The organism is Myxococcus virescens, assembly GCF_900101905.1.
Lineage (GTDB): Bacteria > Myxococcota > Myxococcia > Myxococcales > Myxococcaceae > Myxococcus > Myxococcus virescens.
Window position 1 is genome coordinate 37,360 of sequence record NZ_FNAJ01000016.1, and the last position, 16,264, is coordinate 53,623.

Below are 16,264 nucleotides of genomic sequence, written 5' to 3' on the forward strand. Positions count from 1 at the left end.
CCGCGCCATGAGCCTGAAGCCTCCCGACAGGCGCCCTCCCGTGGGCTTTCCGCTGCGGCTCGTGCCAGACGAGCGCGGTGAGCTGGCGTTTCCTTCGCTGGAAGCCAGCGTGCGTCAGTCCATCGAGGTCATCCTCCGCACGCGCCCCGGCGAGCAGCTCATGCGGCAGGGCTTCGGTGCCGGGCTGGAGCGGATGGTGGGGCAGCCCAACACCGTGTCCACCCGCCGGCGCATCCAGGAGCTGGTGCAGCGCGCGCTCACCGAGTGGGAGCCGCGCCTGGAACTCATCCGCGTGGACGTACTGGAGATGGCGGACCTGCCCGCCCAGGTCCGCGTGGAAATCGTCTACCGCCTGCGCCGCACGGGTGACGTGCAGCAGCTCGGGCTCGCCATGGACCTCGGAGGCTAGATGCCCATCATTCCTCCCCGACTCGACGACAGGAGCTTCCCGGACCTCGTCGAGGAGCTGCTCTCCCGCATCCCGGGCCATACCCCGGAGTGGACCCATGCCCGCGTGGGCGACCCGGGGCGCACCCTGCTGGAGCTCTTCGCGTGGCTGGCGGACTCCATCCTCTACCGCGCCAACCTCATCCCCGAGCGCCAGCGACTGGCCTTCCTTCGGCTGCTGGGCGCGAGCCTGCGCCCCGCCGAGGCCGCCACCGGCGTGGTGAGCGTGCACTTCGACACCGAGGTGCTCCAGCCTTCCGTGTCGCTGCGGGCCTTCGCCTCGTTGCGCAAGCCCGTGCCCTTCGAAACGCTGGATGAGCTGACCGTGGTGCACCTCACCGCCGAGGCGTACCGAAAGCGCCCGCTCACGGAGACGGAGCGTCAGCAGCACGCGTCGATGCTGCCCCGGCTCGCGCAGGTCTACGGCCTGGACCCCAAGGCCCAGCACGGCTTCTACGCGACGACGCCCGTGTTCCCGCTCGGCGCCGCTGACCCGCGCGGGCTGGACCTGGTGACGGAGACGGTGGACGGGAGCCTGTGGCTCGCGCTGCTCGCCCCCAAGGCGGAGCACGTGGTGGCCCTCCGGGAGGACCTGACGAAGGGGAACGGACAGGGGCCTCGCGTCCTGAGCGTGGGCGTCTCCCCCGTCATGGAGGTCCCCGCCCTGTCCGAGCTGCTCGGAGCGCGCGGCCGGCTGCCGCACGTCTGGGAGGTGACGGGCACGCCCGCCGCGGACGGGTTGCCGGTGTACCACCGGCTCACCGTCGTGGCGGACTCGACGCAGGAGCTGTCCCGCCGGGGCGTCGTGCGGCTGCTGTTGCCATCCGACCTGGGCGCGCCGGTCAATGACGTGAGGGCGGACGCGCGCGCCGGCCTGGGCGACCGGCCGCCGCGCCTGGACGACCCGAGAGTGGCGGCGCGATTGGTGACCTGGCTGCGCCTGCGTCCCAGCGGAAGGCCGGAGCGCTTCGCGCTGGGCTGGGTGGACATCAACGCGGTCGAAGTGGACCAGCGCGAGACGACCGGCGGACGCCTGATTGGACAGAGCGACGGCAACGCGGAGCAGGAGTTTCGCCTGCCCTCCGGCTCCGTGGAGCGCGCGACGTTCCAGCTCTTCATCGAAGAGCCAGGGGCGGGATACCGCGAGTGGCGGCTCATCGAGGACCTCGCGCTGGCCCGGCGCGACGAGCCCGTCTACGCCCTGGACTCCGAGGCGGGCACCGCCCGCTGTGGAGACGGCGTGCGCGGACGCGTGCCTCCCGCAGGCGCCCAGGTGCTCGTGGCCCGGATGCGCAGCGGCGGCGGCGCCGCGGGAAACCTCCCGCCGGGCAGCTTGAAGGACATCAGCGCCTTCCGGGTCGATGGCAGCCCCGCGCCGGGGCTGCGGGTGCAACAGCCGGAGCCCACGCTGGGTGGCCGGGACGCGGAGACGCTGGCGGAGGCCGAGCGCCGCATCCCCGCGCTGCTGCGCCACGTGGACCGGGCCGTGACGGAGGAGGACTACCGGCGGCTCGCGGCGAGCACCCCCGGCGTGCAGTTGGGGCGTGTGGAGGTGCTGCCCCGCTTTGAGCCAAGGCGACGGCGAGACGGTGTTCCCGGTGTCGTCTCCGTCATGGTGTTGCCCACGGCCACGCGGCTCGAGCCGCCCTACCCGCGGGCGGACCGGCCGCTGCTGGAAGCCGTCCATGCCTACCTGGATGCGCGCCGGCCGCTCACCACCGAGCTCTACGTGATTGGCTGCGAGTACGTCCCACTGGGGCTCGGCGTGGGCATCACCGTGCGCGAGGGCTTTGGCAGGGAGACGGTGGTGCAGGCGGTACGGCAGGCCGTGCGCCGCTTCATCTTCCCGCTGCCGGCGGGAGGTCCCACCGGAGAGGGCTGGCCGCTGGGCCGGGACGTCCAGGACCGGGAGCTCTATGTGGCGGTGGCGCAGGTCCCCGGGGTGGCCAGCATCGCCGGGGTGAGCCTCTTCGCCTGGGGAACGGTGACGCGCGTGCTGAGAGACCCTCGCCGCGCCGGAGCCACGGCCGACGTGGCGCGCTTCACGGTGGAGCCCCCTGCCCCGTCCGTCTGGCAGGCCGAGGGTCCAGTCAACCCGAGCTGGCTCCAGCTCAAGGGCAGCACCGCGACGACACCGGTGGAGCTGTCCATCGCGGACTGGCAGCTCCCGGAGCTGCTCAAGGTGGCGGTGAATGCCGACGGGGAGGTGCCGACGATGCTCCACGGCATCGGCGATGAGGGAAGCGGCGGCATGGACTCCTCGCAGGCGGGCGTGGCGGTGCCCATGGTCCCCGAGGTCTGCTGATGGACGCCAACCGCCTCCGGTTCTACATGCTGGCGGACGCGCCGGACTGGGTCACGGAGAGCTCGGTCTCCGCGGGCGAGGTGTGTCTCTACGACGCGAAGCGCAGGACGCTCCGGCTGGGGAGCCTGGGAGAGAGTCGCACCTTCGATGAAGCGCTCGACCTCGCGGTGCTGGAGCCCAGGCTCGCTCGCGTACCGGGCGCGGTGGACGCCTTCGGCACGTGGGTATGGTGGGACGACGTGGCCGGGCAGGTGCGCGCGGCGGGCGGAGGCGCTGGCACCACCCTGCGATTCGAGCCCGCGCAGGTGGGGTTGTCCGGCGCGGTGACGGACCTGTCGCCTGGAGCTGGCGGCGTCCTCTACCTCGCGGTGGCCCAGCGCGTGGTGGCGCTCCACCTGCGCAAGGTGTGGTCCGCCGTGGTGTTCCCGGCCGAGGGGATTCCCGCGCACCGCATCGCCGCGGACCCGCGGGGTGGCGCCTATGTCCTGAGCGGTCCGCCTTCCTTCGCGCCCAACGCACCTCCCGCCGTGCTCGGCCGCGTGGACGGGCAGCCGCTCCCGGACATCCTGTCCATTCCCTCCGGCGCTGGTTTGTTCCGCCCGATGGAAGAGAACCCGGACCCGCCTCGGCCCCGGGTGCTGGAGAAGCTCGCGTGGCCTGGCGAAGTGCCGGTGGCGCTCGCTTGTGACGCCGACGGACGGCTGGCGGTGCTGAGCTGGGTCATGGACCCGGCGCTCGCGGGTGTGCCCCCTGACGCGGCGCACGCGCGGTTGCGGTTTTTCACGGGCCGCTTCTCCGCGCCCGTCGCCCTCCCGGGCGTGCTGCGGCCCTTCAGTCTTGCCATCCTTCCGGACGGCCGCGCCGCGGTGCTGTCGCTGCTCGACGACGGCAAGGTGGAGGCGGTGGCCTACGCGCTCCCGGCCGGTGCGTCAGAGGCGATTCCCCAGGGAGACTACTTTCCACTGCCCGGCCATGACGGGGGCCCCTTTCTCCAAGGGGCACAGCCTCCGCACCACGCCGTCACCCCAGGGCTGGCCCACATGGCGCCAGTGCCGCTTCAGGCCCTGTCGCTGCCCCGGTGCGCCGAGCGGGGCCGCGCCGCCAACCCGCCGAACCGTCCCTTCGATTCGGGAGACGGGCGCACGGTGTGGCACCGCCTGTACGTGGAGGCGCTGCTGCCCCCACGCACCGGGGTGCGCGTCTGGCTCGCCGCCACCGACGAGCCCGTGGCTCCGCCGAGCGCCTCGCCGCACTGGCACGAGCATCGCCTGGGCTTCGTCCCGGAAGCCCCTGTTCATCCAGACGTCCCACACGGGAGCTGGGTACCGCTGCCGTCGGAGGTGCCGTTCCAACCGGGGATGCTGCCCGTTCCGCCGGCCCCGGGCGAGAGTGGCCTGTTCACCGTCCTCATCCAGCGCGCCCACGCGAAGGTGCGTGCGCTCGCCGGACGGTACCTGTGGGTGCGGGTGGAGCTGTTCGGCGACGGCCGCCGGACGCCCGAAGTGGGAGCGCTGCGCGCGTATGCATCGCGCTTCTCCTACGTGGACAACTACCTGCCGTCCCTCTATCGCGAGGAGCTCTTCGGCGAGGACGCGGACACCGCCGGCCACGCGACTCCCGCGGACTTCCTGGAGCGCTTCCTCGGCATCGTCGAGGGGGTGCTGACGCCCATCGAGGACCGCATCGCCCATGCGCACGTGCTCACCGACCCGGGGCACGTGCCTGGTGATTCGCTGGAGTGGCTCGCGAGCTGGGTAGGCCTCTCCTTCGACCCCGTGGTGGGCGAGAGCCAGCGGCGCGCGATGCTCCGGTCCGCGCCCGCGCTCGCCCGGCGGCGCGGCTGCGTCGAGGGCCTGCGCCTGGCACTGGACCTCGTCACCGACGGCGCGGTGAACCGAGGCGCCGTGGTGGTGGTGGAGGACTTCCGGCTTCGGCGCACGCTGGCGACCATCCTCGGCGCGGACCTCGCGGACGCGGAGGACCCGTTGCTGCCGGGCCTGGCCCGGAGCGGGAACTCCTACGTGGGCGACACGCTCTTCCTCGGGGATGAGACGCGCAAGGAGTTCCTGGCCGTCTTCGGGGACGAAACGCTGCAGAGCCGGGCGGAGGCGGAGGCGGTGGAGCAGCTCCTGGAGCGGCTGGCACACCGGCTCACGGTGCTGGTGCACCAGGGCACGGACACGCGGACCCTGGGCCTCATCCGGAAGGTGGCGGAGCAGGAGGCCCCCGCGCACGTGCAGGTCTCCGTCATCACCGCGAGCCGTCCGCTGCTCGTCGGCGTCGCGTCGCTGGTGGGCGTGGACACCTACGTCGGGCCCGCCCCCGCCCCCACCTCGGTGCGAGTGGGCCACAGCGTGCTGGGGCTCGCGGACGTCATCGAGCGTCCGTCGAGCCTGGACCCCAGATTGGAAGGAGGTTGATGACCATGTCGCCCCCGAATGACGCCTTGCTCGACGCAGAGACGCGAGACCGGCTCCACTACGACACCGGCGTGCTCCTGGACGCGGGAGACTTCACCACCGAGCAGACCTATCACCGAGGCCGGCTCACCCGGGCCCTGGCGTACCTCCACGGCGTCGGGACGGTGGCCGGGCTCAAGGTGAGTCACCACGAAGGCACCGAGCCGGAGCATGAGGAGCTCCGGGTTTCCGCCGGGCTCGCGTTGGACCCCTTCGGCCGGTTGGTGGAAGTGCCCACGGACGCGTGTCTCAAGCTGGACCGCTGGTACTGGCAGGAGCCGCTGGCGATGGCCGACTTCGGCGTCTTCACGCCCGCCGAGTACCGGCTGAGCCCCGATGCCGCGGGATTTCCGCCCACCGGAGTGGTGGCGGACCTCTTCCTGCGTTTCCTCCAGTGCGAGCGCGGCAAGACGCCTGCCTTCGCGGCGGGGCCCTTCGACGCGATGGACGCCGTGGTCGCCTCGCGCATTCGCGACGGCTACGAGCTGCGACTGGTGCCGCGCTCCACGGCGTATCCCCCTCCGGAGGTCCCCAAGAGCCCCTTCCCGGACCCCGTGGACGAGCCAGACCCGGTGCAGCGACGCATCAAGCTTCGGCAGGCCATCTTCAACGCCTGGCGAGGCAGCCGCGAACAGGAGCTGGCGAAGCTGTGGAGCGACACCTTCATCCCGGCCTCGCTGCTGACGGACCCGACCCAGCCCGACCTGAAGATGAGGGATCCCGCGTGGGTCTTCCTCGCGCGCGTCGTCATCGGCGCAACGGACGTGGAGGACGTGCGCGGCACGGAGGTGCGGCCCACGCGGCAGGGGAATGTCTACGTCGACAATGACCTGAGGCCCTTCAGCCTCTCAACCGCCGCGCTCGCCCGGTGGATGGGCGTCTTCTAGGCCCGACTCTCTCGAAGGGGGATAACCGTGTTCAACCCAACCAGTGGACCCGCCCGGGAGAAGCTCACCTGGGAGACGGCACAAGCGCTGGAGACCGCCCGGGCAATGGTGCACGACGACCGGCGCGTGCGCTCCTTCTTCTTCGACGGGCGCTTCCTCACCGCGAAGGACCTCACCCGGGAGCAGAACTACTTCCTCACGCGGCAGGCCGACCTCTCACGCGCCAATGGCACCGGGGTGATGCACGGGCTGACCGTCACGCCCAGCCAGGACCGAACGACGCTCACCGTCCGCCTGGGCCATGGGCTGACACCCGGCGGCGAGCTGGTGGTCGTGCCTCGTGACTTGACGGGCATCCGCCTGGACGACATCCCGGAGATTCAGCGGCTGGACGCGGCCTTCGGCCTCGCCCCCGTGCCGCGCGAGCTGGCGCGGAGCCGCTCTGGGTTGTACGTGCTGGTGCTGCGCCCCGTGGAGTACACGGCGAACCCGGTGGCCTCGTACCCCACATCGCTGGGCGCCGCGCGGACCACGCAAGACGGCGACATCATCGAGGCGGTGGCGCTGACGCTCATCCCCTACCCAGACCCGGTGGGCGGCGGCACCTTCGAGACGCGCCGCAGCCGCGCGGCCCATGAAGTCTTCGCCGGAGCGGGGATGCGGAACCTCCCCGTGGACGCGCTGCCGCTGGCGATGCTGGCCTTGGACCGAGGCACCCTCCGCTGGCTGGACACCTTCCTGGTGCGGCGTGAGGTGGGCGCCGAACAACGCAGCGTGGTGGGCTTCGGCATTGCCGCACGGGAGCTGCGTGAAGCCCACGCGCTTCAATATCAGCAACACCTGAAGGAGGTGCTCCAGGCGCGTCGCGCGGCGGGCCAGAGCGAGCGGTTCCTCGCGAGCGAGCACTTCTTCACGCTGCCCGCCGCGGGGACCCTGCCCGCGGCGGCCATCGAGGCGGGCAGCCTCACGGAGTTCTACTTCCCGCCCGAAGTGGACGTCGAGCTGACGGTGGTGGCCGAGGACGAGCTCGGCGCCATCCTCGACGAGTCCCTGCAACTGCCCCCCATCGACCTCACGCAGACGGGCGAGGCCCTGGAGTCGGTGTCGATCCTGGTGATGGTGCCCGTGGCGCGCCATGGCATGGCGCAGCGCCTGGAGGGCCTCCGCGAGGTGCTGCGCGCCGCGCCGCTCAAGCTGCGGGCGGCGGCGGTGGGACAGGTGGCGCGGCGGCTGCCCGCGCATGCCTTGCTGGACCTCACGCGCCGCTGGCAGGTCCAGCCCGTGCCAGAAGCGCCCGTGACAGACCTGGTGGAGGCGGCGTGGAGCGAGCTGCTCTCCGGCTCGAGGACCCTCTGGTATGCCTGCCGGCGCAGCCTGCCGCACCGCCACTCCGCGGTGGGCCAGCCGCTGCCCGAGCCGGAGGACCACGACGGCGAGCAGCACTTCGAGGAGCTCGTGAAGAAGCTCCGGCAGGCGGAGCTCTATGACGAGTTCTCCGCCCTGCCCCAGCGCGGCACCGCCATGGCCATTGGCCAGCTCGTTCCCGTGCTCAACACGCTGGCCCACGGAACCACGCGGTGGCAGTTCGCGGGCCTGGCCTCCGCCACGCTGCGGCTGGAGCGCCTCCAGCACAAGGAATACATGGCCGCGCTCAACCGCTTCCCTGCCACCGTCAAGCAGGGCCTGGCGAGGCTCGAGGCGGAACCCAGCCTCCTGAACGTGCCGCTGGCCACCCTGGCCGCGTCCTACCGGATGCCAGACATCGGGGCCTACGTGATGACGCTCACCGCCGCGGCCTACGCCACGTTCGTGACGGAGCTGAAGAAGCTGCTGGATGAAGGCGTGTCGCTCGACGAGGCGTTCCTGGCGCTGCGGAGCTGAGAGATGATCACCAAGCCGATTGCGGATCCACTGGCCAACGAACATGTGCTCCGCGTGGAGCCACGCATGGCGCCCTTCGGCGTGGACGCCGAGTGGCGGAGGAGGGCCCACTTCTTCACGGGACGCGCCGTGTCGGCGGACGCGCTCGCGCTGGAACAGGAACATCGCGCGGGGAGGCTCGCGCTCCTGGGCCAACACCTCACGCCAGGCATCGTCGCCGGCCTGGAGGTTCATCTGGAGCGGGTAGGCCCGCAAACCTTCATCCATGTCCGGCCCGGCAACGGCATCGCCGTGACAGGCGAGGACGTCATCATCCGCCGGCAGCTCCGCGCCCCGCTGGGAGCGATTCCCCTCTTCCCAGGACACCGGGACCCATCCACGTTCTCCCTGGAGGCACTCGCCAACGAGGAGCCCCCCGTGGACCCGCTGCCGTTTCCCAGAGCCGCGGTGCTGGTGCTGGTCCCCACCACATCCGTGCTGACGCCACCGGCGTCGCAGACGGACGCCTGCGAAGTGGACCCGGAGTCCTATTCCTTCGAGGACGCGGTGCGGACGGAGGGCGCGGCGCTGGTGCTCTGGGGCTGGCCCGAGGGCTGGGACATGCCGCAGGACTACTCCCTGCGCTGGCGCAGCCGGCTGGTGTACAGCCTCTTCGAGCGGGAACGCCGTCGCCGGAGTGGACTGCTCGCCCCCTGGGAGCACGCGGGCGTTCCGCTGGGTCTGCTGGGTTTCAAGGAGGGTCCGGACGGTCCGGAGGCGTTGTTCGTCGACCGGCATGCGGTGGCGCGGGCGGGTGGACTGCCACGCGCGCGCACGCCGTTGCTGAAGTCCCGCGGCTCGCCCGTGCTGTGGCAGGCGCGCATCCTCCAGTTCAACGACCACCTGGCGGAGCTTCCCCCGGAGCGGCTCGCCCAGGACAAGGCCATCCTCTACTTCCGCCGCCTGCCGCCCGTGGGCGTGCTGCCGCCGGACGCCGTGGACTACCGCGCCTGGACGCGGCGCTTCTTCCCCGACCGGTTCGAGCTGGAGGCGGTCCCCATTCCACTGGAGCAGCTCGACACGGTGGCGATGGCCAGCGCGGCCCTGGAGCCGCTGGACATCACCCGCGAGGAGCGCGTTCGCATCCTCGTCCCCGTGCCCGGCGCCGTCTATGAGCCGGGGCTGCTGCATGACGCACCGCTGGACCCCGCCTTCCTCGCCGCCATCGAAGAAGGACTTCAGCGCCTGGGTGGATGGCTGAAGCGGCGCATCGTCGTGCGCGCGCGGATGAGCACCCTCAAGGACACCCTGTACGGCGCCACCGGCAAGCACTATCCCCTGGTGGACCCGGAAGCAGACCCGGACGAGGCGCGCTACATCCCCGCCGCCGACCCGACGAACCCCACCGAAGAAGACTACGGAACCTCGGGTGAGACGGTGCCCTCGGCCGAGGCCTACCTCCAGAACCACTTCGAGCCGTCCTGGGAGTTGGCCGTCGATGCGCGCTCCGATTTGCTGCCTCGTCCGCAGGGAGACCCGACGCCCCGGTTGGAGTTCGCAGGACAGCTCACCTCCGCGCCCGTGGTCATCTCCACCGAGGACCGGGCGCATGTGTTGTTCCGGGGACCGTTCTGGACGCTGGGCTACCGGACCTTCGACGGCCGGGCGTGGAGCAAGGTGACACCCGTGCTTCAGGGCAGGGTCAGGTCACGCTCCGTGCCCGTCGCGGCGATGTGGCCGCGCGGGCGGCTGGACGTCTACTTCCGGGACGACAAGGGCAACCTGCACAACACCTACCTGGACACCCGGGTCAGCAATCAGCCCTGGAGCAGCCCTCGCGTGCTGGCGAGCGACGTCATGGGCGATGCCGCCGCGGTGTCTCCCTCCGAGGGCCGCACGGACGTCTTCTACCAGGCCCTCCGAGGGCAGGTCCTCTCACTTTGGTGGATGACCGTCACCGCATCACGCGTCATCCGGCCGAAACCCCTTGAGACGCCGCTGGCGTTCAAGGGCGAGCCCATCTCGGCGGTGGTGTCGCGTGGCCAGCTCATGGCCTTCCTCCTGGACGCCCAGCGCAACATCCAGCAGGTCACCGTCTCCCCGGACCCCACGCAGGGCGCGGCGGTCTGGACGAACCACTCGCTGGGACGGGAGGTCCGCTGGCTCAAGGCCTGCGCCTCACCGGATGACGGCACCGTGGATCTGGTCGCGCTCACGGGCAGCTCCCTGCTGCACCGGCGCTTCAACGGCCTGGTGTGGAGCGAGTGGAAGGACCTGGGCAACAGCCATTCGCTCACCGCCGCGCTGTCCGCGCCAGGCAAGGGCGTGCTGGATGTCCTGTCCCGAGCGGTCAACGGACGCATCCGGTACGCCCGATTCGATGGCACCACCTGGACGCCCTGGAAGACGCTCGGCACCGAGGTGGCACGCTCCGCGCCCGCGGCCATCCGCCGCGGCGACCAGTTGGATGTGATTGTCAGGGCGCGTGAGAACCTCCTGTGGCATCGGCCGGTGCGCCCGCCCCTCCACACCACCCAGCGAACCCAGGGCCTGCGCGGCCTGATGCGCGACCTGTCCAACCGGATCCAGCGCGTCGATGAGGCCGTCGACGCGGCCTTCCTTCAGGTCCAGTCAGAAATCCATCGCGTCCGCCAGCTCATGCTGGGCAGCACCAGCTCCGCCGTGATGACGGCGTCTCCCGTACTCACGGACGTCGCGCAGGCAGAGACGCGTGTCGCCACATTGACGGACGTGGAGAAGTTCATCGGGGTCCTGAACACGAAACGCAAGGTGAGCTGGTCCACGGTCCGCTACCTGGATCAAACCAACCTCCGGGACCGGCTCCTCAAGGTGTCGCCCGTCATTGGCACGCTTCACTCGGCGATGGCCATCAAGCGAGAGGTGCTCGGGAAGCTGTTCACCCTGCTCTCCGGCATGGAGTTCAACCTCGAGGCCGTGCAGGTCCCCAACGTGAAGGTCCCCCCGTGGCGTCGGTCACGTGTGCCGGTGGACGGACAGCCACCGCCCATCCCCACCCCGGAGCCGCGCATCGACATTCCGTTGAGCGAGCTGCGTGCCCTGACGGCGGAGGATTGGAACCAGGTGTTCACCCATTACGTGGCGCCCAAGGTGCCCACGCGAGCGGAAGAGGCCACCTACTTCTCCATGTCCGTGGCCCAGCTCGAAGACGTGCTGGCCGTGCTGCGGAACCTCGAGGACCGTGTCATGCAATACCGGGAGGCCCTGGAGGAAGGCGGGCGCCTGGTGAGCGTGCTCCGGGCCCATGAGACACGGGGAGGCGAGCGCCTGACAGTGATTGGCACGGAAGTCTCCGAGTCCCGCCAGGACGTCATGGTGGCTCGCGCGCTCCTGGCCGAGGAGCAGACCCGGCTGCAACGCATCAACGAACGACGCGCCCTGGTGCTGCGCGAGCACGTTCGCTTCCTCGTCTACCACCGGCCGAGAGAGCAGGTCATGGACCGCGCCACGCCCGTCCGCGCGTTGGACACCGGCATCTACGAGTCGGAGCTGCCCGCGGCGCTCGCGGAGACACGCGCCGCGCCACCAGAACTCTGGGCCCTCATCCAGCTCCTGCGCGACGCCCCGCTGGACTGGTTCGCGCAGGGGCCATCGCTGTTCCAGCGCCTGGACCGGCTGGACCTCGTCCACCGGACCCTGGAAGGCGCTCGGCAGCGCGCCACGGTGCGCGTTCCTCCCGCCCTCCCCCAGATCACCCGCGCGCCCAGCCGCTCGGGTGAAGGCGTGAACCGTGTCTTCACCGCGCAGAGCCAGGTTGTCTCCCAGGCCAGGGTCGTCACCGCGACGCTGGAGCTGGCCAGCCTCCTCCACCGCGGCTGGGCAGAGCTGGTGAAGCTGGCGTTGCCCATCACCTCGTTCGGCGACCTGATGGACACCGCGCACGGGCGGCCGGACGTCGCTCGAGCCGCGGCCCGTGAGTTGGAAAACACCGCCAAGGTGGCCACGTACCTCTACTTCCTCTTCGGCGAGGTGCCTCCACGCGTCCGGATGGAATGGGCGTCGATGCTCAGCGAGTACGACGCGCCGTGGGACCTGAGGGACCTGGCCCGGCTGCCCCAGTGGAACACGCTGGAGGTCACGAGCCGACGCCAGCTTCAGGAACTGGTGGACTGGCTCTTCGCGCAGATGAACCCGTCACGCACCCAGGCCGTGGCGCTGATGAACGACCTGGTGCGCTCGGCGCTGCTGCTTGCGAGCCACGCCCCCGTGGGAGAAATCGTCGCCGGGCACCTGCCGAAGCCAGCCCCCGCCAGGGTGGGAACGGTGCTGGACCTGCAAGTGGACCCATCGCGCATCCGCGTGGGCACCCATGTGCTGCTCGCCTCCGGCGTTCACACGGTCCAAGCCGTGGTGGAGGACCTGGGCACCGGAACAGCCCGCGCGCGCGTCTTCTCCACGAGCGCGGCCAGCGTGAACCTCGCGGAGAAGACGGTGGCGAAGTTCTCCGAGCCCGAGCAGCGAGGCGGCCTGCTCCCGACGCCGCGGCGGACACTGCTCCGGTGAGCGCGGAACGGCGGGTGCGCCAGGTGAAGCTCGCGGCGGCCAGCACCGCGCTCGTCCGGAGAGGGGCGGTCCTCCTGGAGGATGCGCTGCGCACCGCCTCCCTTCCGGATGCTCCCGGGGGCCGGGTGCTGGTCATCCGCCAGCTCTCGCTCGGGACGATTCACGCGGACCGCAGCCCGGCCACGCTCTCGCTCGTCGTGGAGCAACGCGTGCGCGAGCTGGCGCGGCTCGCGGTGCATGCGAGGTCGCAGTCCGCCGTCACCGCGCAGGCGGTCTACTTCCGGGATGAACTGGAGCCCTTCGTGCTGCTGGCCACCCGGCTTGCCCAAGGGCTGCCCCTGGACGCCTGGTTCTGGCGGTTGGCCGTTCCTGGACTGCACCCGGGGATGTCCCGAGACGACATGCTCCGCCTCGCGCTCGCCAGCGCCTTGAGGACGGAGCCGGGCCATGCCGCCGCGATGACGCTCGTCTCCGAGCTGCACGCGCTCGGCGCACTGGCCCCCCTGTTGGGCGCGCTGCGATGGCAGGATGGACCCGCGCTCGCCCGATCCTGGTGGGGACACCTGCCTTCCCGCCCGGCGCCACGGCTACCCCCGGACGACGTGGGCCCGACGGAGCAGGTCGCCGAACCGCTCCGGAGTACCCTCGCGCGCTGGGCGCGAACCTGGGGAGCTGGCGACGCCCGTGCCTTGTGGCTGGCATCGGTGGCGCTCTGCACGCGCATTCCATCCCGAGTAGCCTCGCCCGATCTTCCGTCGCGGGCATGGCGGGTGCTGGGGGCGCTCCAGGATTCCCCTACGGCACACCTGCCCACGCCACGGGAACCGCTCGAACAAGCCCCTTCGAAGCCGGACGCGCCCACTGCCCCCACTGACGCGGGCATGGTTGCTGGCATCGCAGCGTCGTCGCCTCCATCGGTGCGGGCGCTTTCCAGCGCCCCTTCTTCCGACAAGGTGACGAAGCCCCTGGATGCCATACCCGCGTCTCCAGCGGGGGTGACTGCAGCTCCGCAGGCGAGGGTACGCCCTGGGCCCGCGGACATCGACGAGGCGCCCGGAGACATCGGAGCCACGCCTCAAGACACTCTCCCGCGCTACGCGACGGAGGAATCGCTCCCCACAGTCGCAGGGGGCCTGCTCTTCCTCTTGCCCATGCTGAACGCGTTGGGCCTCGAGGAGTTCCTGGCGGGACACCCAGCCCTCGCCGATCTTGGAATCCCGGAGCGCTTCCTCCGTCACGTCGCCGAGCGCCTGGGTGTTCCTTCGACGGACCCATTGTTCCGCGTGCTCCAGGAGGCCACAGCAGGGCCGTTGCCCGAGCCCAGCCCCTTCGTCCTCCCCGTGCGCTTTCAGGCAGGCGCCGGTGCGCGGGCACCGTTCCGTCTCGTCCGTGAATCCACGGGACGCTGCGTTGCCTTCGATGCACGAGCCCGGTTACCGCTCGCCTCGACCTCTCGCGGGGAAGCGCTTCCCCCACCGTTCGACCGATGCCTGACGACGCCCCTGGCGCATCGGCTCCCCTGGAATGACGCCACCCTCATGTTGCGCGCGGCCCTCCTCGCGGTGGGCCGCGTCACGCGGCGGCTGGCACACATGGGGCTGAGGGAGCTCGTCCTCCGTCCTGGCCACCTCGTCGCGACCCGCACGCATCTGGACATCGTCTTCGCCGCCTCGCTGGCGGACATCCGCATCCGCCGCGCGGGGCTCGACATCAACCCGGGCTGGGTTCCCTGGCTCGCCCGCGTCATCCAGTACCACTATCAATACGACGAGACCGGAGCATGACGACGTCCTCCCTGCCCCTTCGCACCACGGTCCTCGCGGCGTTGGCCCTCACACAGGAGGACTCAGGGGATGGAGAGGCCATCGAGCTGCGCTTCCTGCGACAGCACCTGGATGCAACGGGGCGGGACTGGGTCGCTCGCGCTCGGGAGTGCCGCACACGTCCGGGCTCCGAGGATGCTGGACTCGTCATGCTCGGCGAAGTGCTCGGGCTCTCCCTGGTGGAGCTCCTGGCAGTGGCCCTGGTCGCCGCCGTCGAGCAAGACCCGATGGTGGGCCGAGCCGTCGCGTATCTTCAAGCGCCCGTGGGGGCCTCCCGGCCCACGTTGGGACTGGTTTCCAGCGCGCTGGCGCCGGCCGCTTCCGGAGGCCAGGAGGCCCTTCTCCTCCTCACCGCCGGAGCGGCCCTGGGCAGCGGGCTGCTGACGCGCCTCCGGGAGGACCTGCCACTGTGTGAGCAAACGCTGGCCATGCCGCTGCCACTCTTCCTGGCGCTGTCCGGGCACGACGTCACCTGGCCTGGGGCAACGCTCGGCTCGGCCCGCCTCATGGAGGTACCGCTGCCTCCCTCCCTCATGGATGGCGTGCACCGGCATGCGCGCTTTCTCGCAGGCTCGCCTCGGTCGACGCTCGTGCTGCGCGGCACGTCGGTTTCTGAAACCCGCACCGTGGCGGCGGCGGTCGCAATGGCGCTCGGACGCGCCCCCCTCTTCCTCGGAGCAGAGCTACAGCGGGGACTGGGGCCCTTCCTGATTCAGCGAGGACTGCTTCCCATTCATGTCCACGACCTCGCGCCCGGCGAGCGGAAGGCGCTGCCCAACGTGCCGTACTACGACGGCCCCGTGCTGGCCATCACCGGCCCCGAGGGCACGCTCGACGCGGCGGACCGCGCGGTGTTGCGCTGGTCCGTTCCACGACCTCCCAGCGAGGAACGGCGGGCCCTGTGGGAGTCCTCTCTGGGCGCACCAAACCTCGCCGAGGAGCTGGCCCGACGGCACCGTCAGGGAGCAGGTCGGATTGCCCAGCTTGGCCGGCTGGCCCGGCAGAAGGCGGAGCTGGACGGACGACAGACACCCGAGCTGCAAGACGTGCTCGCAGCGGCCTGGGAGGCGGAATCCGAGGGCATGAGCACGCTCGCGGAGCCGTTGATGGACGCCATCCACGACGACGCCATCGTCCTCGTGCCCCAGGTGAAACGAGAGCTGGAGCTTCTCCTGGCGCGGTGCCGCGCTCGGGACGATCTGGTCCACGGCCTGGGCCCCTCCGCGACGGTGCGCTATCGCTCGGGTGTCCGGGCACTCTTCATGGGCGCGTCGGGCACGGGCAAGACGCTCGCCGCGGGATGGCTGGCCACGAAACTCGGACTGCCGCTCTACCGCGTGGACTTGGCATCCGTGACGAGCAAGTACATCGGTGAGACGGAGAAGAACCTCTCTCAGGTCTTCGCGCGGGCCGAGCATGCAGACCTGGTGCTGCTCTTCGATGAAGCGGACTCGCTCTTCGCCAAGCGCACCGACGTGAAGGACTCGAACGACCGGTTCGCCAACGCCCAGACGAACTACCTGCTCCAGCGAATCGAGGCCTTCGACGGCGTGGCCATCCTGACCAGCAACAGCAAGAGCCGCTTCGATTCAGCCTTTACGCGCCGCCTCGATGCCATCATCGACTTCACCCTGCCCGGCCCCGCCGAGCGGCGCGCGCTCTGGACCACGCATCTGGGCACGGCGCACGAACTTCCCGCCAAGGAATTGAACCGACTGGCGGCGACGGCGGACCTGGCCGGAGGGCAGATTCGCAACGTGGTGCTGACGGCCGCGCTCATCGCGCGTGAGGCGGGCCGCGCCATCCAGCCACCGGACATCATCGAGGCGCTCGTGCATGAGTACCGGAAGCAGGGCCGCGAGCCCCCCTCCGAGCTCCGCACCGTGCCCCCGGGCTCCGCTGACGGCGCCCGTGACACCTGGCGCCGCTAACGTGGCACTT

Annotated in this window: 8 protein-coding genes; all 8 read left to right on the plus strand. The window is 70.8% G+C overall.

The genetic code is table 11. The features are described from left to right. The first annotated feature begins 7 nt into the window (after nucleotides 1-7). From BLU09_RS31290 to BLU09_RS31325, 8 genes are read left to right on the plus strand one after another with little or no spacing between them, the layout of a single operon-like run. The gene (locus BLU09_RS31290) at nucleotides 8-409 is read left to right on the plus strand and encodes a GPW/gp25 family protein (RefSeq protein ID WP_090494035.1); all 402 of its coding nucleotides are present in this window, start codon (nucleotides 8-10) and stop codon (nucleotides 407-409) included. Further along, nucleotides 410-2,752 carry a putative baseplate assembly protein gene (locus BLU09_RS31295; RefSeq protein ID WP_090494037.1) on the plus strand — a complete coding sequence of 781 codons (2,343 nt, stop codon included), beginning with the start codon at nucleotides 410-412 and terminating at the stop codon, nucleotides 2,750-2,752. Then, complete coding sequence (locus BLU09_RS31300) at nucleotides 2,752-5,172, plus strand: phage tail protein (protein WP_090494039.1); 2,421 nt, start codon at nucleotides 2,752-2,754, stop codon at nucleotides 5,170-5,172. Before BLU09_RS31295 ends, BLU09_RS31300 begins: the two co-directional genes overlap by 1 nt. 5 nt (nucleotides 5,173-5,177) lie before the next feature. Next, a complete protein-coding gene (locus BLU09_RS31305; RefSeq protein WP_244172184.1) occupies nucleotides 5,178-6,098 on the plus strand; it encodes a hypothetical protein in 921 nt (306 codons plus the stop codon). Between the two features lie 27 nt (nucleotides 6,099-6,125). After that, a complete protein-coding gene (locus BLU09_RS31310) occupies nucleotides 6,126-7,979 on the plus strand; it encodes a hypothetical protein (protein ID WP_090494042.1) in 1,854 nt (617 codons plus the stop codon). A 3-nt stretch (nucleotides 7,980-7,982) separates the two neighbouring features. Then, nucleotides 7,983-12,500 (plus strand): DUF8189 domain-containing protein, encoded by a 4,518-nt coding sequence (locus tag BLU09_RS31315; RefSeq protein ID WP_090494044.1) that lies wholly within the window; start codon nucleotides 7,983-7,985, stop codon nucleotides 12,498-12,500. Continuing rightward, on the plus strand, nucleotides 12,497-14,284 hold the full coding sequence (locus BLU09_RS31320; RefSeq protein ID WP_090494046.1) for a hypothetical protein: 1,788 nt from the start codon (nucleotides 12,497-12,499) through the stop codon (nucleotides 14,282-14,284). Before BLU09_RS31315 ends, BLU09_RS31320 begins: the two co-directional genes overlap by 4 nt. After that, nucleotides 14,281-16,254: an ATP-binding protein gene (locus tag BLU09_RS31325; protein WP_090494049.1), complete on the plus strand. Its 1,974-nt coding sequence runs from the start codon at nucleotides 14,281-14,283 to the stop codon at nucleotides 16,252-16,254. Before BLU09_RS31320 ends, BLU09_RS31325 begins: the two co-directional genes overlap by 4 nt. The last annotated feature ends 10 nt before the right edge of the window (nucleotides 16,255-16,264 follow it).